Raw genomic sequence first — 23,015 nt, 5'->3', positions numbered from 1 at the left:
CCGACAAAACTCAGAAACAACTGATTTTCGTAGGGTATTGGCCAAATATTATCGATCGTCCGACGGAAGATCCGCAAACAGATCGGGGCGCCGCAAGATCAATGCTTGCGCCGCGATCAGCGTCTTGCCGTCGAGTAACCTTCCTTGCTGGACCATGGTCTGAAGTGTGCTGAGACCAAGCTCAACCGTAGTGATCTGTTCGTTTTCGTGGGGAACTCCGCCACCAGCGCTGACTCTGTCGGCGACGCCGTAGGGGGCCAGGAAGATGCTGACCCGCTCGTTGGATAGGCCGGGCATCGTCCAGATGCGGGTCACGAACTCCAGATCGCCCAGCCGGACGCCTGCCTCCTCCATAGCTTCGCGGCGCGCGCAGGTCTCGGCGTCCTCGCCCTCGTCGAGCATGCCGGCGGGCGCCTCAAGCAGGTCGGCCTCGGCAGCCTCGATTAGGGGGATTCGCGGCATGGACACCATCAGGCAGGTGCGCCGTTCCGGATCGAACGGCAGCGCCGCCGCAGCGTCGCCATGGTATTCGAGCGTCCGCTGCCAGATCGTTCCGTCGTTATGTCGGACGGCGACCTGGTCGATGCTGCTCCAACCCTTGAAAAGGGGGGTTCGACTGGTAATCCGGCTCATCGCCTCTTCCGTGAACAACAGACAGGCGCGACGCGCTGGCGCGGCCTATCAATCTCTATCCTCGATGGCAACCGGCGATCGGCGGCGTTGGAACAGCCGTGCGCGGAGGGCCTCGAAAAAGCGCGCCGATGTCCCGTCCGCTTTGGCCCAAATCCATATGCAAAAGGGACTGGCGCGGTTGACACGTCGCTCGAAATCGCGGGATACCCAGGCAAGCTCCGACTTACTGGCTGGGCTCGCGCGGTTCTCGGTCCTCGATTGAACGCGGTCACTTCCTCAAGTTAGCACGCTGACCAAGCGTTCGCTATCCAAGCAAATTGAGCGTCTGCTATCCATGCAAACCTTGATACATCGGTTGTCCGTAAGCGCGAGCGAGACGCCGAACAAGCCGTTCATCGTTTTTTGGCAGGATGGGAAGTATCGCGTCATTACCTATTCTACGTTCTATGATCTCGCGAAATCCTTGGCGCACTTCCTTGACCAGAAACTTGGCGACAAGAAGGGCGTGGTTTTCATTGTCATGCAGCATCACATCTTGCTGCATGCCTTGTTTGTCGCCTGTATGCTCAAGGGGCTGACCCCCTCGTACCTGCCGTTCCCGACCCCGAAGCAGGACCCCGAGCTCTATTTCGCGAGCCATAAGACGCTGTTCGAGCGCACGCAGCCGGCCGCGATCATCACCTATGACGAGCTGATGGAATCTCTGGTCGGGATCTCGCCCCAAGGCGCAGATCTGATCAGCCTTAACAGCTATGTCCACGACGGCTACTACGACGCCTCGAACGCGATGCCCGCGCCGACCGACATCGCGCTTCTGCAGCACTCTTCGGGCACCACGGGCCTGAAGAAAGGCGTGGCGCTGACCTACGGCCAGATCGCCCGACAGGTGGAGTCCTACGCCGGCAGCGCCAAGCTGGACGCGAGCTCGACCGTGGCCAGCTGGCTGCCGCTCTATCATGACATGGGTCTGTTGACCTCGTTCCTGATCCCGATGTCGGTCGGTGCGTCGGTCGTGTCGCTGAGCGCCTTCGAGTGGGTCAAGGACCCCGGCCTGCTGCTGAAGGTCATCGAGATCTTCAACTGCACACATACCTGGCTGCCGAACTTCGCGTTCAGTCATATCGTCAAGGCCGTGCCGCCCGAGGCGGAGTTCAACCTGTCCAGCATGCAGGCCTTTATCAGCTGCTCCGAGCCGCCCAAGGCCGTAACGATGCGGGCCTTCGCCGAGCGGTTCGGCCCCAGCGGGGCCGGCATCGAGAAGCTGCAGGCCTGCTACGCCATGGCCGAGACGGTGTTCGCCGTCAGCCAGCATCCGCTGGGCAAGCCCAACCGCGTCGTCGCCTTCGACGCCAAGGCCCTGGGCGAGGGCGCGGTCGTGTCGGTCGCCGCCGCGGCGGCCGGCGCCCAGTCGCTGGTCTCCAACGGTCCCTTGGTCTCGGGCATTAAGGCCGGCGTGCTGCTGGCCGACGGCAAGATCGACGCCAGCGTCAATTCGCCCGCCGTGGGCGAGATCGTCGTCAGTGGCGATTTCGTGTTTGAAGGCTACTACCGCAACCCGATCGGCACCACCGAGGCCTTCACCGGCGAGTGGTACAAGACCGGCGACCTCGGCTTCCTGCTTGGCGGCGAGCTCTATGTCTGCGGCCGGACCAAGGACGTCATTATCGTCCACGGCCGCAACTACTACGCCCACGACATCGAGGAGATCGCCTCGACCCTTTCGGGTGTGATCCCCGGCCGCGCCGTGGCGATTGGGATCGACGATCCGGTCAGCGCTTCGGAGGAAGTGCTACTGCTAGTCGAGTCCTCGCTTGAGGGCGAAAACACCGCCGAGCACAAGGCTCTGCGCCGTGAGCTCAAGCGGGCGATCTTCGAGCGCCTCGAGTTGACGCCCAAGGACGTCGGGTTCGTACAGCCCGGTTGGCTTGTGAAGACCACCAGCGGTAAACTCAGCCGTGTGGAAAACCTGGCGCGGTATCGCGCCCTACAGGCCGCCAATTCCTGAGCCGGAGCCGGATGATGGATCCCAACCAAACCTTCGAGACCGTCCGTAACGTGATCGCGGAAACCTTCAACTTCCCCGTCAAGGATATCGAGCGCGACACCATCGCCGAGGACGTGAGCGGCTGGGACTCGCTGTCGCACACGATCCTGATGATCCGGTTGCAGAACGCCCTGGGCGTGATGATCTCGGAAGAGATCGCCTCCGAGGCGTCGAACGTCGGCGAGCTCGCCGACCGCTTGTCCGCGCTGGGTTGATCCCCGCATTATCCAGTTTTTTAGCGCCCGGGGTTGTATAACATGGTTGCCGGCAGCAACATTTCCGTCGTACCTGGAAAATCGGGCTGGCTCTTCCTGGAGGCGTTCGGCTCCAACACCTATCTCGACGAGGCTGCGGATCTGAAGCGCTGGTCGGCGCAGATGCTGCCGCAGCTGGTCGCCAGCTACGTCGCGCGTCACGAGCGGATGAAAGAGCGTGGCCTGCCGTTTGTGGTGGTCTTCGCGCCTGAAACCTCCGGCATCTACAGCGAGCACCTGCCGGACGGCCGGACCGTCCAGCGGCCGACAGCCTGCGAAATCCTCACCGCCGAGCTGCGGGCGCGGGGCGTGAACGTTGTGTGCCCGTCCGACGCGCTGCGCCAAGCCAAGGGCCCGGTGGACGTCTGCCAGCGACTGGACTCCCACTGGTCGGACTTCGGCGCCTACATCGCGTATCGCGAGATCATGCAGGCGCTGGGGCCGGCCTACGCCCCGGCGACCCTGGCCTGGCAGGACGTCTACTACGGCGCCCAGACCGGCTACGGCGACCTGGGCGTCCATGTAAGCCCCGAGCGCAAGGGGCCGATCCAGACGGTCGATATTCCGGCCTATGGCGTCGTAGCCGACCGCAACACCTTCGACGTGCGCGAAAAGAACCTGCGCCGCTTCGTGTGCTCGCGCGGCGTCGGCAAGGCGCTGATCTTCCGCGACTCGTTCTCCAACGCCCTGAGCCCGTTCTTCGAGCGGACCTTCGCGGAAACCCTGCTGGTGGCGCCGTCGCCCTGCATGATGGACAACGCCATCGACCATTTCGCGCCGGATCTGGTCATCCTCGAGGTGGCCGAGCGGGCCCTGTTCGCACCCGAAAACCCGTTCAACGACTGGTCGGCCCGCACGTTCGCCCAGGAATATCTCGAACTGGCGACCAACGAGGTCGGTGGCCGCCTGCAAGTCCAGTCGGCCAACGCCAACATGGCCGGTCAGGCCGATGAGGCCATCGCCCTAGCCGCCATCGCTATCGGCCTCGAAGGCGACGGCCGCCGGCTGTACAACCTGGCCTGGGCTCTCCACCGCAAGGACCGGCACGACCTGTGTTACGCCCTGACCTCGCAGGTCAGCGCCAAGCTCCAGGACTCTTTTATCTACTACCTGCAGGCGGACTCGGCCTATTTCATCGGCAAGCCGCAGGAGGCCGTGGACATGATTACGGAAGCGCTCCGGCTGCGTCCGACTCAGGCTCTGTTCCTGTACCTGAAGGGTGAGTGGCAGATGCAGATGGGCCAGGTCGCCGAAGCACGCGATGCTCTCGAGGCCTCACTCCGCTACGCCCCCCTTCACGAGCGGACCTGGACCCGACTGAAGGAGGTCTGTCTGGCGTTGGGCGACCAGGCCAAGGCCGCCGCGATCCACCGGGAGGGCGTTCGCCTGTTCCCTAACCTATAGAGGCCCTCGAGGCTGGCGCTCGGCATCCGCGACGAGACGATCCGTGGCGCCAAGGCGGCCGCCGACTTGCGGCAAGATCGAGATTACAATGCGTGCCCTTTTCTTCGTAGAGCCCGCCGTCCAGCGCAACGAGCCCGCACATCTCGCCTCGACCCTGAACTGGGCGGAGATGCTCCGGTCGTCGGCGAGGCGCGTGGGCGGGGACCTAGGCGTCGTCTCCAACCTCGAGATCTGCGCGGCCTGGACCGAGCGGCCCACACCGGAGGGCCCGCGCCAGGCCTTCGCCGTAGACGCCTACGCGCCGCTGCGGCCATTCGGCTACCGGCTCAACGACTACATGCGGTCGCATTACGGCCCGGGCTCCCGCGACAATCCGCTTTATGCGGCCTTGTCCGAGATTCGCGAGCGGTTCGCCCCCGACATCGTCCTGATGACCTACCAGAACTCGATCGCCGAAGCCGCCTTCGAGGGGCTGCCGTTCATCAATCTGAGCCAGGCGCCGCTGCTGCGTTGGGGCCATCCGGATCGCATCTGCTTTGATCCGACCGGCCACCAGGTCAATTCGATCATCGGCGCGCGGGGCGAGGACATCCGTCGGGCGCATCTGTCGGACGCCGACTTCGCCGGCTTGGCGGAGATCGTGGCGGGGATCCGCCGCCACCAGCTCAAGGAAGAGCGGATGGTGGCAGCTCAGGCCGAGCTGAAGGCCATCGGCGGCGGCGCCCCGATCGCCCTGATGGCCGTCCAGCCCGCCAGCGCCGTACCTTGCCGCGACGGTCTGGACGCCTCGGACGTCCAGAGCCTGCTGTGCTCATGGGCGGACCAGCTGCCGCCTGGCTGGATTGGAGTGCCCACCTTCCATTTCGCCCTGCGCTTCGGCCGCGACCTGGAGGAGGCGCTGGCCCGCGGCTGTCCGCGGCTGCGCCTGCTTTCACCGGACCACTCCTGGATCGCCACCGAGGGCCTGATCGCGGCCGCCGACGGCATGGTCACAGTCAACTCCAACTCGGCGATGGCGGCGCTGCTGTTCGAGAAGCCGGTCGCGATGCTGGGCCAGGGGCCCTTGAGCGACTGGTGCGGCGAGCACGTGGCCGACCTGGTGCGCGGGCCCCGCTACTCCGGTCGCGACATCCTGGCGTTGCTGGCTTTCCTGACCAACCGCTATTCCGAACTGGTCGACACGGTCACTGCGGATCCCTCGGTGTTCCTGGGCATCATGCAGGCGATGACCTCGGGCGTAGGCGAGGCCCACTTCCTGGACCTGTCAAGCTGGAGTTTGGCCCGCGCCAAGTCGATGTTCTACGGCCTCAACTAGGCTCAGCCCGGCGTGAGGGCGCGCAACTCCGCCAGCCAGGTGTCGGCCGCCGCGTCCGAAGGCATGCGCCAGTCGCCGCGCGGCGACAGGGCTCCGCCCGACGAGATCTTCGGGCCGTTGGGCATGGCCGAGCGCTTGAACTGGTTGGCGAAGAACCGTTTCAGGAACAGCTCCAGCCAACGCTTGATCTCGGGCAAGTCGTAGGCGCGCTTGGCCGTCTCATGAATGCCGACCGGCCAGGCGCCGGCCGCGACGTCATGCCAGGCGGTCCAGGCCAGGAAGGCGATCTTCGACGGCGCCATGCCGTAGCGGGTCAGGTAGTAGAGGTTGAAGTCCTGCAGGGCGTAAGGTCCCACGAAGCTCTCGGTGGCCTGGACCTCCTCGCCCGGCACCAGTTCCGGCGAGATCTCGGTGGCCAGGATGTCCTCCAGCAGGTCGCTGGTCGCCGCGTCCACGTCGCCCGAAGCCGCCACGAAGCGGATCAGGTGCTGGATCAGGGTCTTGGGCACCCCGGAATTGGGGTTGTAGTGGCTCATCTGGTCGCCGACCCCGTAGGTGCACCAGCCCAGGGCCAGTTCGGACAGGTCGCCGGTGCCGACCACCATGCCCTTGTGGTGGTTGGCCAGGCGGAACAGGTAGTCGGTGCGCAGACCCGCCTGGACGTTCTCGAACGTCACGTCATAGACCGGCTCGCCGTTGGCGAACGGATGGCCGAGGTCCGCCAGCATCTGCCGGGCGGCGGGGCGGATGTCGATCTCGTCGGCGGTGACGCCGATGGCCTTCATCAGCGCCCAGGCGTTGGACTTGGTGCGGTCGGAGGTCGCGAAGCCCGGCAAGGTGTAGGCCCGGATGTCCGAACGCGGCCGGCCCAGCTGGTCCATGGCCTTGGCTGCGACGATCAGGGCGTGGGTCGAGTCCAACCCGCCGGAGATCCCGATCACCAGGCTCTTCGAACCGGTCGCCTCGACCCGGCGCGCCAGGCCCTGGACCTGGATGTTGTAGGCCTCGTAGCAGTTCTCGGCCAGCTTGGCCGGGTCGGACGGGGTGAAGGGGAAGCGCTCGATCGGCCGGACCAGGGCCAGGTCGCCGGCCGGCGGCGCGAAGTCCAGCGGCACGATCCGGAACGGCGCCGGCGGCGGGCTCAGGGTGGTGGAGTCGCCGAAGCTGCCGACCCGCATCCGCTCCTGCCGCAACCGGGCGACATCGACGTCGGCCATGGCCATCGCCGGGCCGGTCGAGAACCTCGGGCTCTGGGCCAGCAGGTTTCCCATCTCGTGGATGTCGACATGGCCGTCCCAGGCCAGGTCCGTCGAGCTTTCACCCGCCCCGGCCGCCGAATAGACATAGGCCGAGATCGTCCGGGCCGACTGGCTGGCGCACAGCAGGCGGCGGGTCTCGGACTTGCCGATGGTGATGTTGCTGGCCGACAGGTTCAGCAGGATCTCGGCCCCGGCCATGGCCTGGGCGGTGCTTGGCGGGGCGGGGGTCCAGACGTCCTCGCAGATCTCGATCCCGACGGTGAAGGCGGTCTCGCCCCCGGAACCGGGGAGGTTTCGCAGCAGCACGTCGGTCCCGAACGGGACGGCCTGGCCGGCCAGGTCCAAGGTGCGGCCGACCACGCCCGCGCCGGGACTGAACCAGCGTCTTTCGTAGAATTCCCGGTAGTTGGGCAGAAAGCTCTTGGGGACCACCGCCCGCACCCGGCCGCCCTGCATTGCGACCGCGGTGTTGTAGAGCCGGCCGGCGTCGCGCAGCGGCGCCCCGACCACGAACAGCGGCGAGAGCGCCTTGCTCTCCTGGGCCAGGACGGCGATCGCCGCCTCGACCGCATCAAGCAGAGCGTCCTGCTGCAGCAGGTCGTCGACCGTGTAGCCGGTCAGGCCCAGCTCGGGCAGCACCAGCACCGCGACGCCGGCGTCGTGCGCCTGGCGCACCAGGGCCAGCACGCTCTGGGCGTTGACGGCGGGATCGGCCAGCTTGACCTTGGGAACGGCGGTGGCGACCCGGACAAAGCCGTGACGATAGGGTGAGAAGAACGACGGAGAACTCAAGAGACCCGGCCTTTCGAGGTTATGCTAAAAATGAGCATAAGTCCGTCTCCACCTATAACGCCTGGGGACCTTGTTGCATAGCGCCCACGCGACGGCGCCGGTAGGCCCGCGCGGCCGGCTCGCGGGTTGACCCCGGGGGATCGTCGTGCGACTCGCGGCTCGCGCAGTCCCGCCAAACAAGAACAACCCGGAACTCCCATGCCCGTTTCGCCCGTCAAGATGGCAGACGCGATCCGCGTCCTTTCCATGGACGCCGTCCACAAGGCCAAGTCGGGCCACCAGGGCATGCCGATGGGCATGGCCGACGTCGCCACGGTTCTGTGGGGCAAGTTCCTGAAGTTCGACGCCGCCAAGCCCGACTGGGCCGACCGCGACCGCTTCGTGCTGTCGGCCGGCCACGGCTCGATGCTGCTCTATGCCCTGCTGCACCTGACCGGCTTCAAGGCCGTGACCATGCAGGAGATCAAGAACTTCCGTCAGTGGGGCTCGCTGACCCCCGGCCACCCCGAGGTGCACCACACCCCGGGCGTCGAGACCACCACCGGTCCGCTCGGCCAGGGCCTGGCCACCGCGGTCGGCATGGCCATGGCCGAGGCGCACCTGGCCGCTCGGTTCGGCAAGGACGTGGTCGACCACCGCACCTGGGTGATCGCCGGCGACGGCTGCCTGATGGAGGGCGTCAGCCACGAGGCGATCAGCCTCGCCGGCCGCCTGAAGCTTTCCAAGCTGACCGTGCTGTTCGACGACAACAACACCACCATCGACGGCGAGGCGACCATCGCCGAGACCGGCGACCAGCTGGCCCGGTTCAAGGCCGCCGGCTGGGCGGTCAAGGCCGTCGACGGCCACGACCACGGCAAGATCGCCGCCGCCCTGCGCTGGGCCACCCGCCAGGACCGCCCGACCCTGATCGCCTGCAAGACCCTGATCTCCAAGGGCGCGGGCCCCAAGGAAGGCGATCCCCACAGCCACGGCTACACCCTGTTCGACGACCAGATCCGCGATGCGCGCCTGGCCATGGGCTGGGACGCCCAGCCGTTCACCGTGCCCGAGGACATCGCCAAGGCCTGGAAGAGCGTCGGCCGCCGCGGCGCCCGCGTCCGCAAGGCCTGGGAAACCGTCGTCGCCGCCTCGCCCTTGGCCGACGATTTCGCCCGCGCCATGAAGGGCCAACTGCCGGCCGACGCCTTCAAGGCGCTGGACGCCCACATCGCCGAAGCCGCCAGGACCAAGCCGGGCAACGCCACGCGTGTCCACTCCGGCGCTGCTCTGGACCAGTTGATCCCGACGGTCATCGACATGGTCGGCGGCTCGGCCGACCTGACCGGCTCGAACAACACCTTCGTCAAGGGCATGAAGCCGTTCGACGCCCCCGACTACGCCGGCCGCTACGTGCACTACGGCGTGCGCGAGTTCGGCATGGCCGCGGCGATGAACGGCATGGCCCTGCACGGCGGCGTCATTCCCTATTCGGGCACCTTCCTGGCCTTCGCCGACTACAGCCGCCCGGCCATCCGTCTGGGGGCCCTGATGGGCGCCAAGGTCATCCACGTGATGACCCACGACTCCATCGGTCTGGGCGAGGACGGCCCCACCCACCAGCCGGTCGAGCACGTGGCCAGCTTGCGCGCCATCCCCAACCTGCTGGTCTTCCGCCCCGCCGACGCGGTCGAGACCGCCGAGTGCTGGAAGCTCGCCCTGCAGCAGGCCGCCACCCCGTCGGTGATGTGCCTGTCGCGCCAGAAGGTCCCGGGCGTGCGTGACACCGCCGCCGAGAACCTGTCGGCCAGGGGCGCTTACGAGCTGCTGGCCGCCGAGGGCGGCGAGGCGGCGGTGACGATCTTCGCCTCGGGTACGGAAGTCTCGGTCGCCGTGGCGGCCCGCGACATCCTGCAGGGCCAGGGAAAACCGGCTCGGGTGGTCTCGACCCCCTGTTGGGAGCTGTTCGACCAGCAGGACGCCGCCTACAAGGCCTCGGTCATCGGAACAGCGCCGGTCCGCATCGCCGTCGAGGCCGCCGTCCGCATGGGCTGGGAGCGCTTCATCGGCGAGAGCGGCAAGTTCGTCGGCATGACGGGCTTCGGCGCTAGCGCGCCTTACGAGCGCCTCTACCAGGAATTCGGGATCACGGCCGACGCCGTTGCAAGCATGGCCTAATGGCGTTGCGGCTTTCGAGATTGGTTGCGTAAAGTCTAACGATTCGGGCAAAGATGCAGAATCGGCCTTCGGAAGAGCGTCTCCAAAATTCAATTTTATCGCAGAGCGGCAGAGCGAACGATATCGATGAAAAACCCTAAGATCCTTCACAGAGTCTACTTCGATGATATGCCGCCCTATAAAGATCCTTTTGGCCGCTATCTGGACACTTGGAAGCGTGAGATGCCTGATTACAAAATCATGTATTGGAACGCGTCAAGCGTTGATCTGGAAGTCAACGAATGGGTTCGTCGTGCCCGAAAGAATAACTCACCCGTCTTTCTGAGTGAGTATTTTCGATGGAAGGCGCTGAGCGAATATGGCGGCATGTACTTGGACGCCGACTGCGAAATCTTGGATGGAAGGAAGCTGCACGCGCTTATTGAGGACGTGTATGCTTCGAAAGACTATGATGCAGCCCTAGGTGTAGAGGATTTCTACAACGGCCACCCGACGGCCCAGACGGTCATTGCTAAGCCGGATGCCGAACTCGTCAAGTTCATGATGCACATGTACGAGGAGACGCTTTCAGGGCCCCTATGGCACTGGCGCGAGGAGCGTGGGCTGATCGGGCCTCAGCTGATTTCCCTCTATTTCCGCGATCGCGGCATGGTCGAAACCAAGGGCATGCTCACCCAGATCTATAAGCCGACCGTCGAATCGCGAGTAAAGATATATCCTCAGGAATACTTCTCGCCGAAGTTCGAAGTTGATGGCACTGAGATCCGCCATACCTCCAATACCTGCGTCTACCACCTGTTCGCCAATCTCAATATGCAATGGGACGACGAAACGCGGATCGCGTTGCGCGAGAACCCTATGTTGTACGCCGAATACATTGACTTCTTGAAGAAAAAAAAGAATACGGCCGAACACGAGCTGGACATCTCGCTGGGCCTTCCCATCAAAACGCCGCCGAAAAAGACTCATAAACCCGGCGCGCTAAAGATCCTGCACCGGATCTATTTCGGCTTCGACGGACAGCCGGACAGCTGCGCGGGGTATCTGGAGACCTGGCGCGAGCAGCTGCCGGAATACGAGATCAAGCAGTGGGACGCCACCAATCTGCCCATGGACATCAACGACTACGTCAGAGAACTCCATGCGGCCAAGGATCATGCGTTCCTTACGGACTTCTTCCGCTGGTGGGTGCTCAAGGAGTATGGCGGCATCTATCTGGACGCCGACGTCGAGATCGTGGACGGTGACCTGTTCGATAAGCTGATCGACGAGCTCGAGGAAGCCGACAGTTTCGACGCTTTCATCGGGATCGATGAAAAGACCGGCGGCTGGTACACCGCCCATTCGATGGCCGCCAAGAAGAACTCGGACATCGCCAATTTCATGTGCTCGGTCTACGAGGGCTTGGGGCCGATCAAATCTTGGCGAAAGAAGGCCTTCTACCTATGGGCCCCGCAGCTGACGGCGCTGTACTTCTTCGAGAACGACCACCATGTCGACGGCATGGGAACCACGCCGCACATCGACAAGCCCATCGTGGCGGGTCGGGTGAAAATCTATCCGCAGGAATACTTCTCGCCGATAGCGCCTGGCGGCAAGCCTGGTGAACTGTTCTCGATCAACGCTTTCAACGAGAATACATCGCTCTGCCATCACTTCGCTTGCTCCTGGCATGACAGCGCGTCGCCCTATTCGACCCACGCCCAAGGGTTCTCGGCCAAGCAGAACAAGCGATTGATCGAGGTGGCGCGGGCCGCTGCCCTGGCGGGGCAGGTCGACGTGGCCGCGGCCGCGGCGCCGACTGACCTGGAGACCCGAGCCCTCCGCACCTTCGCTGCCCGGACGCGAAAATTGCGCCTGGCGCTGGCGTCTCGATCTCCAGCCTTGAAGTGGATGGTCCGGCGCTGATGATCTCGGGCCGAGGACCTTGACGGGGTGTTCGGCCCGCGTGTATCTGCCGGCGGCTTCGACCCTCGGCGCTTTGTGTTTCGGCGCGCGAGGCGAGGACATCGCGCCATCGTCTCGTTTCTGAGGAGTCCGGGTGCCTGCCATCTATCCAGTCATTCTGTGCGGTGGGGCCGGCACGCGGCTTTGGCCGTCATCCAGGCAAGACCGGCCCAAGCAGTTCTTGAAGCTGATCGGCGATCGATCCAGCTTCCAGGACACGATCCTGCGGGTCAGGGATTTGGCCGGCGCCGACGAGATCGTGGTCGTCACCGGGCTGTCCATGGTGGATCTGGTCGAGCGCCAGGCCCGGGAAATCGACGCCAAGCTGACGGTGATCATCGAGCCGGAGGCCCGTGATTCCGCGCCGGCGATCGCTGCCGCGGCGGCCTATGTCCGCGCCGCCGACCCCGAGGGCGTCCTGTTGATGCTGGCGGCCGATCACCACATCGCCGAACCCGAGATGTTCCGGGAGGCGGCGCTGCTGGCGATAGGGGCGGCAAGGGTGGGACGGATCCTGGCCTTCGGCGTTCAGCCCACGAGCCCGGCCACCGGTTTCGGCTACATCAAGCCAGGCGCCCTCCTGCCGAGCGGCGTGATGGCGGTCGATGCCTTTGTCGAGAAGCCTGACCTGCCGACAGCCAGACGCTATGTCGAGGAAGGTTATTTCTGGAACAGCGGCAACTTCGCGTTCACCGCTCAGATTCTCCTTGATGAACTGGCCGCGTTCGAGCCCGAGATTGGCGACGGTGCGATCGAGTCCGTCGCCCGAGGCGTATGGGACGGCACCCGGTTGCTGCTCGACAGCGAGGCCTTTGGCAAGACCACCAAGAAGTCGCTCGACTACGCGGTCATGGAGCGGACCAGCCGCGCCGCCGTGGCGCCGGCCGCCTTCACCTGGTCCGACCTGGGCGCCTGGGACGCGATCTGGGAAGCTTCGATGCGCGACGCGGAGGGCAACGCCGCCAGCGGTGACGTCCACCTGATCAAGACCAGGAACGTGCTCGCCCGCTCGTCCGGCCCGTTCGTCGGAGCCATCGGCGTGGAGGATCTGCTGATCGTCGCCGAGCCTGACGCGGTCCTGGTCTGCCGCCGCGACGACGCCCAGGCGGTCAAAACCCTGGTCGACGTGTTGAAGGCCGGCGGTCGCGACATCGCCCACCGCCACGCCATCGCCTTCAGTGGCGGCGTAGAGCGCCAGCCGGTGATCAGCACGTCGCAGGCGGTGGTCCAGCTCTGGCGCATGGAGGCCGGCGCGGTCGCCGAACTGCCGGCCTGCTCCCTCCAGGTGCTGGAGGGTGAGCTGACGGCTGCCGCCCAAGGCTATGCAGCCGGCGCCCGCGAGGATCTCCGCTCGCCCGCCCTGGTCAAGGCGAACCTCGCCACGTCGCTCCTGGTCACGACCTGGCTTTGATTGTCCGGTCCAGCTCCAGAATCGCGCAGACGATGTGGTAGAACGAGCTGGCGGGCGCGGCCTCGTCGACGAAGGTCCCGTCGGCCCGCAGCTTGTCGCGCCACAGGCCCTTCACCGGCACGTCGAAATACTTCAGCAGGGCCTCGGCGCCGTTGGCGGCCGTGGTCCACCAGCGTGCGTCGCCGGTGACCTGGGCGGCCAGGACGCCAGCCTTGACCTGCTCGGTCTGGGCCCAGAGGCGGGCGATGCCGTCGTGCACGCTCATGTCGTCGAGCAGGGCGAAGATCGCCACGCCGCGCTTGGGATCGACCCCGGGCCCCTCGCCGATCGCGATCATCCGCAGCGCCGCCTTCGTCGCGTCGTCGCGACCGGCCAGCTTGCTCCAACGCAGCAGCAGCCAAGCCCATTCGAACTGGTGGCCCGGCTCGATGACCCGGCCGTCGACGCCCGGCGCGGGGTTCCAGTCGCCGTCGTAGTATTCGCGCAGACCGCCGGTCACGGGATCGATGAACTTGGCCAGGGCCAGTTCGGCGATCTCATCGGCCAAGGCGCGCCATTGGGCGTCGCCGCCGGCCTCGACCCAGGCCAGGCTGGCCTCAAACAGGTGCATGTGCGGGTTGGACAGCAGCGGCAGGGTGCGCGGGACGCTTTCCTCGAAACCGGCCACGGGGTGCTTGAGCGTGGCATAAAGCGCGTCGCGCAGACCCGTCGCCAGCGCGGGCAGGTCGGCGCGTTCGGGCAGGACCGAGCTGGCCATCGCCAGGCCGAACAGGCCGAAGGCCTGGTCGTAGAGGTCGACCTTGTCGTCCAGAGGCGAGCCGTCGCTGGCCACCAGGGTGCGCATGAAGCCATCGGGACGGCGATACTTGCTCAGATAGAAGTCCAGGCCGTGCTCCAGCGCCTGCTTCCATGGGCCGTCCCAGCCCAGCAGGCCGGCCACCGCGTAGGAATAGATCTGCCGGGGCTGCACCCGCGCTCGGCGCGGCGCCTCGACCGGCGTTCCGTCCAGGGCGATCTTCTCGAAGAAGCCGCCGTTGACCTTGTCGGCGCCGATCTCCCACCAGATCGGGAAGGCGTGCTCCAGGGCCCAGGCCTTGAGCTTGTCGCCCAGGCGGACAAGGCGGGTGAAGTCGTCGGTCATCTGCGGTCCTTGGAGCGGCGGTTCTGGCGGTTCGCCGTTCTAGGCTGTCCCGCCGCGGTTCGCCAAGCCCGAGGCGAGCGCCTTGTCGCGCCGCAGGGCCTGGCGTAAGGCGGGGACATGTCCGGAAAAGCACCGCTGAAAGCCGTCTTCTTCGATCGCGACGGGGTGCTGAACCTCGACCACGGCTATGTCTGCGAGCCCGAGCGGCTGGACTGGGTCGAGGGCGCCCGGGAGGCGGTCGCGGCGCTGAACGCCGCCGGCGTGAAGGTGCTGGTGGTCACCAACCAGTCGGGCGTGGCCCGCGGCTATTTCACCGAGGCCCAGGTCGACGCTTTTCATGCCGCCTTGCAGGCGGGCTTGGCTCCCATGGGCGGGCGGATCGACGCCTTCTATGTCGCGCCCCACCACGAGGACGCTGTCGACGACCGCTATCGCCATCCCGACCATCCCGACCGCAAGCCCAATCCGGGCATGATCCTGCGCGGCCTGGCCGACTGGTCGCTGGCGCCCGGGGAGACCGTGCTGGTCGGTGACAAGGCGTCGGACGTCGAGGCGGCCCGCCGGGCCGGCGTCGAAGGCCTGCGGTTCCCGGGCGGCGACCTGCTGGCGTTCCTGCGCCAAAGCCTGGGGGAACGGTTCCCGGCCGCCGGCGCCTGAGGGGCTTTCCCCGCTTGGCGCGCGACCCTGGGCCGGATAAACGAGCCTGAACCCCAAAAGCAAAAGCGCAGGCCCATGCAGATCTTCCTCGACAGCACCGACACCAAGGTCATCGCCGACCTGGCCTCCACCGGCCTGGTGGATGGGGTGACCACCAACCCGACCCTGATCGCCAAGGCGGGCCGTCCGATGCTCGAGGTGATCGCCGAGATCTGCGACCTGGTGCCGGGCCCGATCAGCGCCGAGGTCGCAGCCACCACCCACGAGGCGATGGTCGCCGAGGGCCGGAAGCTGGCCGCGATCGCCCCGAACGTCGTCGTCAAGATCCCGCTGACCCGCGACGGTCTGATCGCCTGCGCGGCCTTCGCCGGCGAGGGCATCTCGACCAACGTCACCCTGTGCTTCTCGCCGACCCAGGCCCTGCTGGCCGCCAAGGCCGGCGCGACCTATGTCTCGCCGTTCATCGGCCGCCTGGACGACTACGGCTTCGACGGCATGGACCTGATTCGCGATATTCGCGCCATCTACGACAACTACGGCTACGAGACCGAGATCCTGGCCGCGTCGGTCCGCAACGTCGCCCACGTCAAGGACGCGGCCATCGTCGGCGCCGACGTGGTCACCATCCCGCCGTCCGTGTTCGGCGACCTCTTCAAGCACCCGCTGACCGACAAAGGCCTGGAACAGTTCCTGAAGGATTGGGCCGGAACCGGGCAATCGATCCTCTAGATCGACTGCCTTCGCCTGATTATCGCGCGGCCCCGGATTTAATCCGGGGCCGTTTTATTGTGCAGCTGCGAACTGGGTTCGCATTTGCGAGTTCATGCGTTAGGGTCCTGTCAACCACGCGGGAGCGCGCCCATGAACGCCGCCGACATCGCCGTCGAGATCTGCATCGCCTCGGCCGAGGAAGCCCTGCGCTTCTCCGGGTTCGTCCGGGACTTCCTGGCCCGCAACGGCTTTCCGTTCGTGATGATCCACGATGCTCCGGACCTTTCCGGCGAGCGCCGAAAGGTGGTGTTCGAAGACGCCGTGGTCGGCCGCAAGTTCGCCCGCGAGTGGCGGATGGACCGGCTCGCCGCCAGCGGCGTCTGAGGTCGCGGGCGTCTGGCGATCAAGCTCGCCTAACGGTGTTGGCGCTTTCGTGAAACGGGCCTAGATAGGGAGATCGTTTCTCTCTGTCGCCGAGTTGCGCCATGAACGACCCCAAATCCAGCCTTCCTCCGGTCGTCGGTTCCGCGCTTGAGCTGATCGGCCGCACGCCGATGATCGAGGTCCACAACCTCGACACCGGTCCGTGCCGCCTGTTTCTGAAGCTGGAGAACCAGAACCCCGGCGGCTCGATCAAGGACCGCGTGGCCCGCGCGATGATCGAGGCGGCCGAGGCCGACGGCAGCCTCAAGCCCGGCGGCACGATTATCGAGGCGACGGCCGGCAATACGGGCTTGGGCCTGGCCCAGGTGGCGACGCTGAAAGGCTACAAGCTGATCCTGGTGGTGCCCGACAAGATGGCGCGGGAGAAGATCCTGCACCTGCGGGCCATGGGCGTGGACGTCCGCCTGACCCGCAGCGACGTCGGCAAGGGCCACCCGGAATACTACCAGGACATGGCTCAGGCCCTGGCCCAGTCGATCCCCGGCGCGCTCTACGCCAACCAGTTCGAAAACCCGGCCAATCCGCTGGCCCATGAGACCACCACCGGCCCGGAGATCTTCGAGCAGATGGGCGGCGACGTCGACGCGGTGGTCGTGGGCGTCGGCTCGGGCGGCACCCTGACCGGCATCGGCCGGTTCATGGCCAGGCGTTCGCCGAAGACGGAAATGGTGCTGGCCGATCCGGTCGGCTCGATCCTGTGCGACTACGTGGCGACCGGAACCTATGGCGAGGCCGGCTCGTGGATCGTCGAGGGCATCGGCGAGGACTTCATCCCGGCCAACGCCCAGATGGACCTCGTCAAGACGGCCTATTCGATCAGCGACCGCGAGAGCGTCGACACCGCCCGCCTGCTGCTGCGCAAGGAGGGCGTGCTGGCCGGCTCGTCCTCGGGAACCCTGCTGGCGGCCGCGCTGCGCTGGTGTCGTGAGCAGACCGAGCCGAAGCGGGTGGTGACCCTGGTCTGCGACACGGGCGCCAAGTACCTGACCAAGATGTTCAACGACATGTGGCTGGCCGCCCACGGCTTCGACCAGCGCGAGCTGCACGGCGACCTGCGCGACCTGATCGCCAAGCGCTACGCCGACGGCGGGGTGGTGGCCATCGGGCCGGACGACACCCTGATGACGGCCTACAACCGCATGCGCAGCAGCGACATCAGCCAACTGCCGGTCGTCGACCACGGAAAGCTGGTCGGCATCCTCGACGAGAGCGACGTCTTGGCCGCGGTCGAGGGCGTTGAGGACGACGATCGGGGCGCCAAATTCAAGACCAAGGTCGGGGCGGCCATGACCAAGGCGGTCAACACCCTGCAGTCCACCCAGGGCGTCGACGCTCTGCCGGAGGTGTTTGATCGCGACGAGGTGGCCCTGGTCTGCGACGGCGACGAGTTCGTGGGGGTGATCACCCGCGTGGACCTGATCAATCACCTGCGGATGGGCGCCTGAGAGGCCCTGCGTCCTTCGAGGCCGCTTCGCGGCACCTCAGGATGAGGACAAAGGTACGCAATCGAGCAAATATCCCTCACCTTGAGGCGCCCTCCGCAGGAGGGCCTCGAAGGACGCACGGGCAAGAGAACCACGCATGACCGACATCCCCGGCAAGAACCGCCTGGCCTTCGCCACCCGCACGATCCATGGCGGCCAGTTTCCCGACCCGACGACCGGGGCGGTGATGGTGCCGATCTACGCGACCTCGACCTATGTCCAGTCCAGCCCGGGCGAGCACAAGGGTTTCGAGTACAGCCGCAGCCACAACCCCACCCGCTTCGCCTTCGAGCGCTGCATCGCCGACCTTGAGAGCGGCACGGCCGGCTTCGCCTTCGCCTCGGGCCTGGCGGCGGCCTCGACGATCCTGGAGATCCTCGACAGCGGCGCGCACGTGATCGCCAGCGACGACCTCTATGGCGGTTCGTTCCGGCTGTTCGACAAGGTGCGCAAGCGCTCGGCGGGCTTGACCTTCAGCTTCGTCGACATGGGTGACCTGGCGGCCATTGAGGCGGCGATCACGCCTCAGACAAAGATGATCTGGGTCGAGACGCCGACCAATCCGATGTTGCGCCTGGCGGATCTGGCGGCCATCGCGGCCCTGGCGAAGAAGCACGGCCTGATCACCGTGGCTGACAACACCTTCGCCAGCCCCTTCGTCCAGCGGCCGCTGGAGCTGGGCTTCGACATCGTCATGCACTCGGCCACCAAGTACCTGAACGGCCATTCCGACGTGGTGGCGGGGGTGGCGGTGGTCGGCGACAACGCCGAGATCGCCGAGACGCTGAAGTTCCTGCAGAACGCCGTCGGGGCGGTGCTCGGCCCGTTCGACAGCTTCCTGGCCCTGCGCGGCGTCAAGACCCTGGCCCTGCGCATGCAGCGGGCCTGCGACAGCGCCCTGGCCATCGCCCAATGGCTGTCGACCCGCAAGGACGTCGCCCGGGTGATCTATCCGGGCCTGTCCAGCCACCCGCAGCACGATTTGGCCCGGCGCCAGATGCAGGGCGGGTTCGGCGGGATCATCTCGGTCGAACTGAAGGGCGACGTCAACACCGCCCGGCGGATGCTGGAGCGTACGCGCCTGTTCACGCTGGCGGAAAGCCTGGGCGGGGTCGAGAGCCTGATCGAGCATCCGGCCATCATGACCCACGCTTCGATTCCGGCCGATCAGCGCGCCGCCTTAGGCATCTCCGACACCCTGATCAGGCTGTCGGTGGGGATCGAGGACTGCGAGGATCTGATCGCCGATCTTTCCGAGGCCCTAGGCGAGGGTGGGGCAGCCTGAACAGATGGTGCTCGGCGTCGCCGGGCATGGCCGGCGAGGGATCCGGCGCCTTCGAGGGGCGCGGTGGCGGCAGGACTCGCGTCGGGTCCTCGGCCCACAGGTGGGCAGCCAGCATCAGGTCGGTCTTGACCGGACCATAGTCCTCCTTGGCGGTCCAGACGCGGATGGCGGCCTGGGCGAAGGCTTCGCTGAGGTCGACCACCTCGATCATCGGCGCCGGCTCCTTGCGCACCCGCGGATCACCCTCGGCCCGCTCGCGCATCTTCTGCAGCACCGTCACCAGGTCGGTCTTCAGCGGCACCTTGAACACCACGTCGGCCCGGCGGCTGCGGTGGGTCGAGTAGTTCAGGATGACGTCGCCAAACACCTTGCTGTTGGGGATCATCACCTTGACGTTGTCGGGGGTGGCGATCTCGGTGAACAGCAGGTCCAGCGCCTTGACCGTGCCGTTGCGGGTCGAGGTCTCGATCACGTCGCCCACCTTGTAGGGCCGGAACAGCAGGATCATCACCCCCGCGGCCACGTTCGATAGCGCGCCCTGCAGGGCCAGGCCGATGGCCAGCGACGCCGCGCCCAAGACGGCGATGATCGAGGTGGCCTGGACCCCCAGCTGCTGCAGCACCGCCACCAGGCCGACGGCGACGACGGCGTAGCGCACCAGGGACGAGACGAAGCTTTCCAGGGTCGGGTCGGGGTTCTTGCGGTGCATGCGGCCCAGCCCGCGCCGCGCCACGCCCGCCAACCAGGCGGCCACCCAGAAGGTGACGACCAGGATCAGGGTGGCGACCACCAGGTTGACCGCCAGCTTGCCCAGCCAGTCGAGGAAGTGGCCGAACATCGTCTCGTCGGCCCTTACATTGGCCAGGGAGGGCAGGGAGGTGTCGGCGGGGATCAGGCTGGGCTTGGTCTGCATGGATCTCTCGATGGCGCCCCCGCCCCAAGCCGTCAACGAAGACCCGTCAACGAACGGGGTGGACCCCCGTTCCCACTAAAGGCGGCGCTTCGTTCTCCGGAAACAGTCGGTTACATCAATTGGCTCGAACCCGAGCCGATCCGCCTCTAAGAGCGCCGCCCATGAGCATGTCTTTCATCGACCTCGCCGCGCAGCAGCGCCGGATCCGCGACAAGATCGACGCCGCGATCGCCGCCGTCCTGGACAGCGGCGCCTATGTCATGGGGCCGCAGGTCCGCGAGTTCGAGGCGAAGCTGGCGGCGTTCGGTCAGGCCAAGCTGGCCCTGTCGTGCGCCAACGGCACCGACGCCATCGCCCTGCCGCTGATGGCCTGGGGCATGGGCCCCGGCGACGCGGTGTTCTGTCCGTCCTTCACCTTCGCCGCCACGCCCGAAGTCGTGCCGTGGGTCGGGGCGACGCCGGTGTTCGTGGACGTGCTGCCCGACACCTTCAACCTCGATCCCGCCAGGCTGGAGGCCGCGATCGCCGGCGTGAAGGCGGACGGCAAGCTGGTCCCCAGGGTGGTGATCGCCGTCGACCTGTTCGGCCAGCCCGCCGACTACCCCACCATCAAGGCCATCTGCGAGCGCGAAGGCCTGAAGCTGATCGCCGACAGCGCCCAGGGCTTCGGCTGCACGCTGGACGGCAAGCACCCGCTGCACTGGGCCGACGTGGCCACCACCAGCTTCTTTCCGGCCAAGCCGCTCGGCTGCTACGGCGACGGCGGGGCGGTGCTGACCAACGACCAGGATCTATGGGACCTGATGGACAGCTTCCGGGTGCACGGCAAGGCCGTGGCCCCCGACCTGGTCGGCCGCACCTTCGACCACGACACCAAGTACCTGAACACCCGCATCGGCATGAACTCGCGGCTGGACACGATCCAGGCGGCGATCCTGATCGAGAAGCTGGCCCTCTTCCAGGAGGAGATCGACCTGCGCCAGGGGGTGGCCGACCGCTACGCCGAGGGCCTGAAGGGCGCGGTGATCGCCACGCCCAAGGTCATCGACGGCGGCGTCTCCGTCTGGGCTCAGTACGTGATCGAGCACCAGAACCGCGACGGTCTGGCGGCGCACCTGAAGACGCAAGGGATCCCGACGGCGGTCTACTATCCGGTGCCGATGCACGTGCAGGCCCCCTATGCCGCCTTCCCGCGGGGAGCCGGCGGCTTGCCGGTGACAGAGGCCAAGGCTGGGACCGTGCTGGCCCTGCCGATGCATCCTTATCTGTCGCAGTCAGACCAGCAACGCATCATCGACGCGATCCGCGCCTTTAACGGCTAAGCTGCGCCCCATTCACGCCTCACCCTGGGGTATGTTGGCGTCGAAAGTAGATTCGAAGGTTCAGATGCACGATCCGGTTACGTCGTTCGTGGTCGCGGTGTTCAGCATGCCTGGCGCCGCCCTGATGATGGCGGCCGCCATCCTGGTCTTCGCCGTCGGGCTGATCTTTCAGTCGGGGCATTTCGAATACGTGCCGCTGATGGACGACCTGCGTCGTCGCGCCGAGCTGCTGGACGACCTGCGCGGGGATCGCCAGAAGGTGTTCGCCGAGTCCTTCGAGGCGATCGACAAGCGCCTGAGCGGTGTGGCGCATCCCGTGATCGAGCTGGGCTGGGCCCACTATCGCGGGCAGCTAACCCCGACCGAGGACGGTCGCCTGGCGGCGTCGATCCACGCTTCCGACGCTTTCGACCTCGCCGATACGCCGGCCCGCACCCTAGAATGGTGGGCCAACATCATGGTCGCGATCGGCCTGGTCATCACCTTCATGGGCATCGTGGCGGCCTTGACCGAGGCGACTTCGGCCATGGGCGGCGGGGGCGCGGCCATGCAGGGCGCGCTGATCAACCTGCTGACCATCGCCGCCACAAAGTTCTGGACCTCGATCGCCGGCGTCCTGGCCTCGATCATCCTTCGTCTTGCCGCGCGCCGCCGGCGCCAGCTCATCGAGGCGCAGGAAGCCCACTTCTTCGCCCTGCTGGACGGCTGCGTCCGCTTCGCGCCGCCGGAAAAGGTGATGCTCGAGCAGCTGACGGTGCTGGGCCGCATCGAAGCCGCCCTGGCCCGCGGCGCCGCTTCGCCTCGGGGCGCCGCCTGATGAGACGCAAGCGCGGCCGTACGGTCGATGTCGAGGAAGGCGAAAGCTATTACGTCTCGATGACCGACATGATGGTGGGGGTGATCTTCATCTTCATCATCATGCTCAGCTATTTCGCGTTCGAATTCCGCTCGACCACCGCCAAGCTGACCACGGCCAGGCATCCGGAGACGGCGGCCCTGTTGCAGACGGCCGCCAATCTCACGCCCAAGACCGCCGACATCGAGATCGACTACAAGGCCCAGGTGCTGTGCGTGCCTGAGGCGACCCTGTCGGAAACCGGCCAGGGCGCGGCCGGCGAACGGCGCTGCTTCGCGTTCTCGCCGCCAACCCAGGCTTCGACCCAGACCGCCACGGCGGTCGATGCGCAAAAGCTGCTCATGCAATCCCTCGACGCCGATTTGCGGGACGCGAAGGTGTCGATCACCGGCGACCCGTCGAGCGGCTCGCTCGCGTTCCGGGCCGACCAGCTGTTCGTCGCCGGCGCGGCCACGCTTTCGCCGGAGGGCCAGCGGATCGCGGGCCAGGTGGCCCAGATCCTGATCCGGCGCCTGCCTTGCCTGGGCTATGGCGTACCGACGGACGCCAGCTGCCAGGACGGCGCGCCGAAGCTGGCCGTGGCCAACGTGGTCAGCCAGACGAACCTCGACGCGTTCAGCGCCGAGGGCCAGCGCGCGGCCAGCCTGGCCTTGCAGCGGGCCGCGGCCTTCCATCAGGCCCTGACCGCCGCCCAGCCCGGCTTGGCGGCCCTGCGCAACGCGCCGCCCGGACAGGCTGGCTCTCAGCCCCTGCTGCGGGTGGCCAGCGTGGGCCAGTCGCAGGAAGGGGCCTCGAAGGTCGGCGACGACCAGACGGTGAGCATCCAGTTCCAGATGGCGCCCTGAGGGCGACTCCATTTGGCGTATGGGCGGCGCTGCCCTATATCGCGGCCAACGCGTCCCGCGCCCGCCGGCGCTTCGGCGTTCCGGCCCGTGAAGAAGAGCGTCATGTCGTCCAGTCCCATCGCCGCCCCCACCCGCGGGGAT

19 protein-coding genes are annotated in these 23,015 nt (G+C 66.5%); 15 read left to right on the top strand and 4 right to left on the bottom strand.

The annotated features are described in order from the left end of the window. Positions 1 to 48: 48 nt before the first annotated feature. Positions 49 to 633: an NUDIX hydrolase gene (locus J2X41_RS16235; protein WP_310083063.1), complete on the bottom strand. Its 585-nt coding sequence runs from the start codon at positions 631 to 633 to the stop codon at positions 49 to 51. A 334-nt stretch (positions 634 to 967) separates the two neighbouring features. On the opposite strand from J2X41_RS16235, the gene J2X41_RS16230 reads away from it, so the two are divergent. The 4 genes from J2X41_RS16230 (at position 968) to J2X41_RS16215 (ending at position 5,650) form a co-directional block, all read left to right on the top strand. Continuing rightward, positions 968 to 2,638 (top strand): AMP-binding protein, encoded by a 1,671-nt coding sequence (locus J2X41_RS16230; protein WP_310083062.1) that lies wholly within the window; start codon positions 968 to 970, stop codon positions 2,636 to 2,638. A gap of 14 nt (positions 2,639 to 2,652) precedes the next feature. After that, entirely contained in the window at positions 2,653 to 2,892 is a 240-nt protein-coding gene (locus J2X41_RS16225; protein ID WP_310083061.1) for an acyl carrier protein, read from the top strand. A gap of 42 nt (positions 2,893 to 2,934) precedes the next feature. Continuing rightward, on the top strand, positions 2,935 to 4,335 hold the full coding sequence (locus tag J2X41_RS16220; RefSeq protein ID WP_310083060.1) for an alginate O-acetyltransferase AlgX-related protein: 1,401 nt from the start codon (positions 2,935 to 2,937) through the stop codon (positions 4,333 to 4,335). 88 nt (positions 4,336 to 4,423) lie between these two features. Then, entirely contained in the window at positions 4,424 to 5,650 is a 1,227-nt protein-coding gene (locus tag J2X41_RS16215; RefSeq protein WP_310083059.1) for a hypothetical protein, read from the top strand. Between the two features lie 2 nt (positions 5,651 to 5,652). On the opposite strand, the gene J2X41_RS16210 is transcribed toward J2X41_RS16215, so the two are convergent. Further along, complete coding sequence (locus J2X41_RS16210; RefSeq protein ID WP_310083058.1) at positions 5,653 to 7,701, bottom strand: NAD(+) synthase; 2,049 nt, start codon at positions 7,699 to 7,701, stop codon at positions 5,653 to 5,655. Between the two features lie 198 nt (positions 7,702 to 7,899). Here J2X41_RS16210 and tkt point away from each other — a divergent pair, with 198 nt between their 5' ends. From tkt to J2X41_RS16195, 3 genes are all read left to right on the top strand, one after another. Beyond that, the gene (gene tkt, locus J2X41_RS16205; protein WP_310083056.1) at positions 7,900 to 9,858 is read left to right on the top strand and encodes a transketolase; all 1,959 of its coding nucleotides are present in this window, start codon (positions 7,900 to 7,902) and stop codon (positions 9,856 to 9,858) included. A 126-nt stretch (positions 9,859 to 9,984) separates the two neighbouring features. Further along, positions 9,985 to 11,766 (top strand): glycosyltransferase, encoded by a 1,782-nt coding sequence (locus tag J2X41_RS16200; RefSeq protein ID WP_310083055.1) that lies wholly within the window; start codon positions 9,985 to 9,987, stop codon positions 11,764 to 11,766. A 133-nt stretch (positions 11,767 to 11,899) separates the two neighbouring features. Then, positions 11,900 to 13,216 carry a mannose-1-phosphate guanylyltransferase gene (locus J2X41_RS16195; RefSeq protein ID WP_310083054.1) on the top strand — a complete coding sequence of 439 codons (1,317 nt, stop codon included), beginning with the start codon at positions 11,900 to 11,902 and terminating at the stop codon, positions 13,214 to 13,216. Here J2X41_RS16195 and J2X41_RS16190 read toward each other — a convergent pair. Then, the gene (locus J2X41_RS16190) at positions 13,200 to 14,357 is read right to left on the bottom strand and encodes an AGE family epimerase/isomerase (RefSeq protein ID WP_310083053.1); all 1,158 of its coding nucleotides are present in this window, start codon (positions 14,355 to 14,357) and stop codon (positions 13,200 to 13,202) included. The genes J2X41_RS16195 and J2X41_RS16190 overlap by 17 nt on opposite strands. Positions 14,358 to 14,474: 117 nt before the next feature. Between J2X41_RS16190 and J2X41_RS16185 the strand changes: the two genes are divergently transcribed. The 5 genes from J2X41_RS16185 to J2X41_RS16165 all read left to right on the top strand — a co-directional run bounded on the left by J2X41_RS16185 (position 14,475) and on the right by J2X41_RS16165 (position 18,938). Then, positions 14,475 to 15,014: an HAD family hydrolase gene (locus J2X41_RS16185; RefSeq protein WP_310083052.1), complete on the top strand. Its 540-nt coding sequence runs from the start codon at positions 14,475 to 14,477 to the stop codon at positions 15,012 to 15,014. A 75-nt stretch (positions 15,015 to 15,089) separates the two neighbouring features. Then, positions 15,090 to 15,743 carry a fructose-6-phosphate aldolase gene (fsa, locus tag J2X41_RS16180; protein ID WP_310083051.1) on the top strand — a complete coding sequence of 218 codons (654 nt, stop codon included), beginning with the start codon at positions 15,090 to 15,092 and terminating at the stop codon, positions 15,741 to 15,743. A 132-nt stretch (positions 15,744 to 15,875) separates the two neighbouring features. Beyond that, on the top strand, positions 15,876 to 16,109 hold the full coding sequence (locus J2X41_RS16175; RefSeq protein WP_310083050.1) for a hypothetical protein: 234 nt from the start codon (positions 15,876 to 15,878) through the stop codon (positions 16,107 to 16,109). 101 nt (positions 16,110 to 16,210) lie between these two features. Further along, on the top strand, positions 16,211 to 17,614 hold the full coding sequence (locus J2X41_RS16170) for a cystathionine beta-synthase (protein ID WP_310083049.1): 1,404 nt from the start codon (positions 16,211 to 16,213) through the stop codon (positions 17,612 to 17,614). Positions 17,615 to 17,750: 136 nt separating this feature from the next. After that, the gene (locus tag J2X41_RS16165) at positions 17,751 to 18,938 is read left to right on the top strand and encodes a PLP-dependent aspartate aminotransferase family protein (protein WP_310083048.1); all 1,188 of its coding nucleotides are present in this window, start codon (positions 17,751 to 17,753) and stop codon (positions 18,936 to 18,938) included. Here J2X41_RS16165 and J2X41_RS16160 read toward each other — a convergent pair. Then, a complete protein-coding gene (locus J2X41_RS16160; RefSeq protein ID WP_310083047.1) occupies positions 18,856 to 19,851 on the bottom strand; it encodes a mechanosensitive ion channel family protein in 996 nt (331 codons plus the stop codon). The two genes, J2X41_RS16165 and J2X41_RS16160, sit on opposite strands and share 83 nt — an antisense overlap. 161 nt (positions 19,852 to 20,012) lie before the next feature. On the opposite strand from J2X41_RS16160, the gene J2X41_RS16155 reads away from it, so the two are divergent. The 3 genes from J2X41_RS16155 (at position 20,013) to J2X41_RS16145 (ending at position 22,874) form a co-directional block, all read left to right on the top strand. Then, a complete protein-coding gene (locus tag J2X41_RS16155; protein WP_310083046.1) occupies positions 20,013 to 21,173 on the top strand; it encodes a DegT/DnrJ/EryC1/StrS aminotransferase family protein in 1,161 nt (386 codons plus the stop codon). Positions 21,174 to 21,237: 64 nt separating this feature from the next. Beyond that, positions 21,238 to 21,990: a hypothetical protein gene (locus J2X41_RS16150; protein WP_310083045.1), complete on the top strand. Its 753-nt coding sequence runs from the start codon at positions 21,238 to 21,240 to the stop codon at positions 21,988 to 21,990. Then, positions 21,990 to 22,874 carry a hypothetical protein gene (locus tag J2X41_RS16145; protein ID WP_310083044.1) on the top strand — a complete coding sequence of 295 codons (885 nt, stop codon included), beginning with the start codon at positions 21,990 to 21,992 and terminating at the stop codon, positions 22,872 to 22,874. Before J2X41_RS16150 ends, J2X41_RS16145 begins: the two co-directional genes overlap by 1 nt. Positions 22,875 to 23,015 lie beyond the last annotated feature (141 nt).

The sequence above is a fragment of the Caulobacter sp. BE254 genome (genome assembly GCF_031457295.1).
Classification (GTDB): Bacteria; Pseudomonadota; Alphaproteobacteria; order Caulobacterales; family Caulobacteraceae; genus Caulobacter.
The sequence above is the reverse complement of the archived record's forward strand: the minus strand, read 5'-3'. Positions and strand labels throughout refer to the sequence as shown.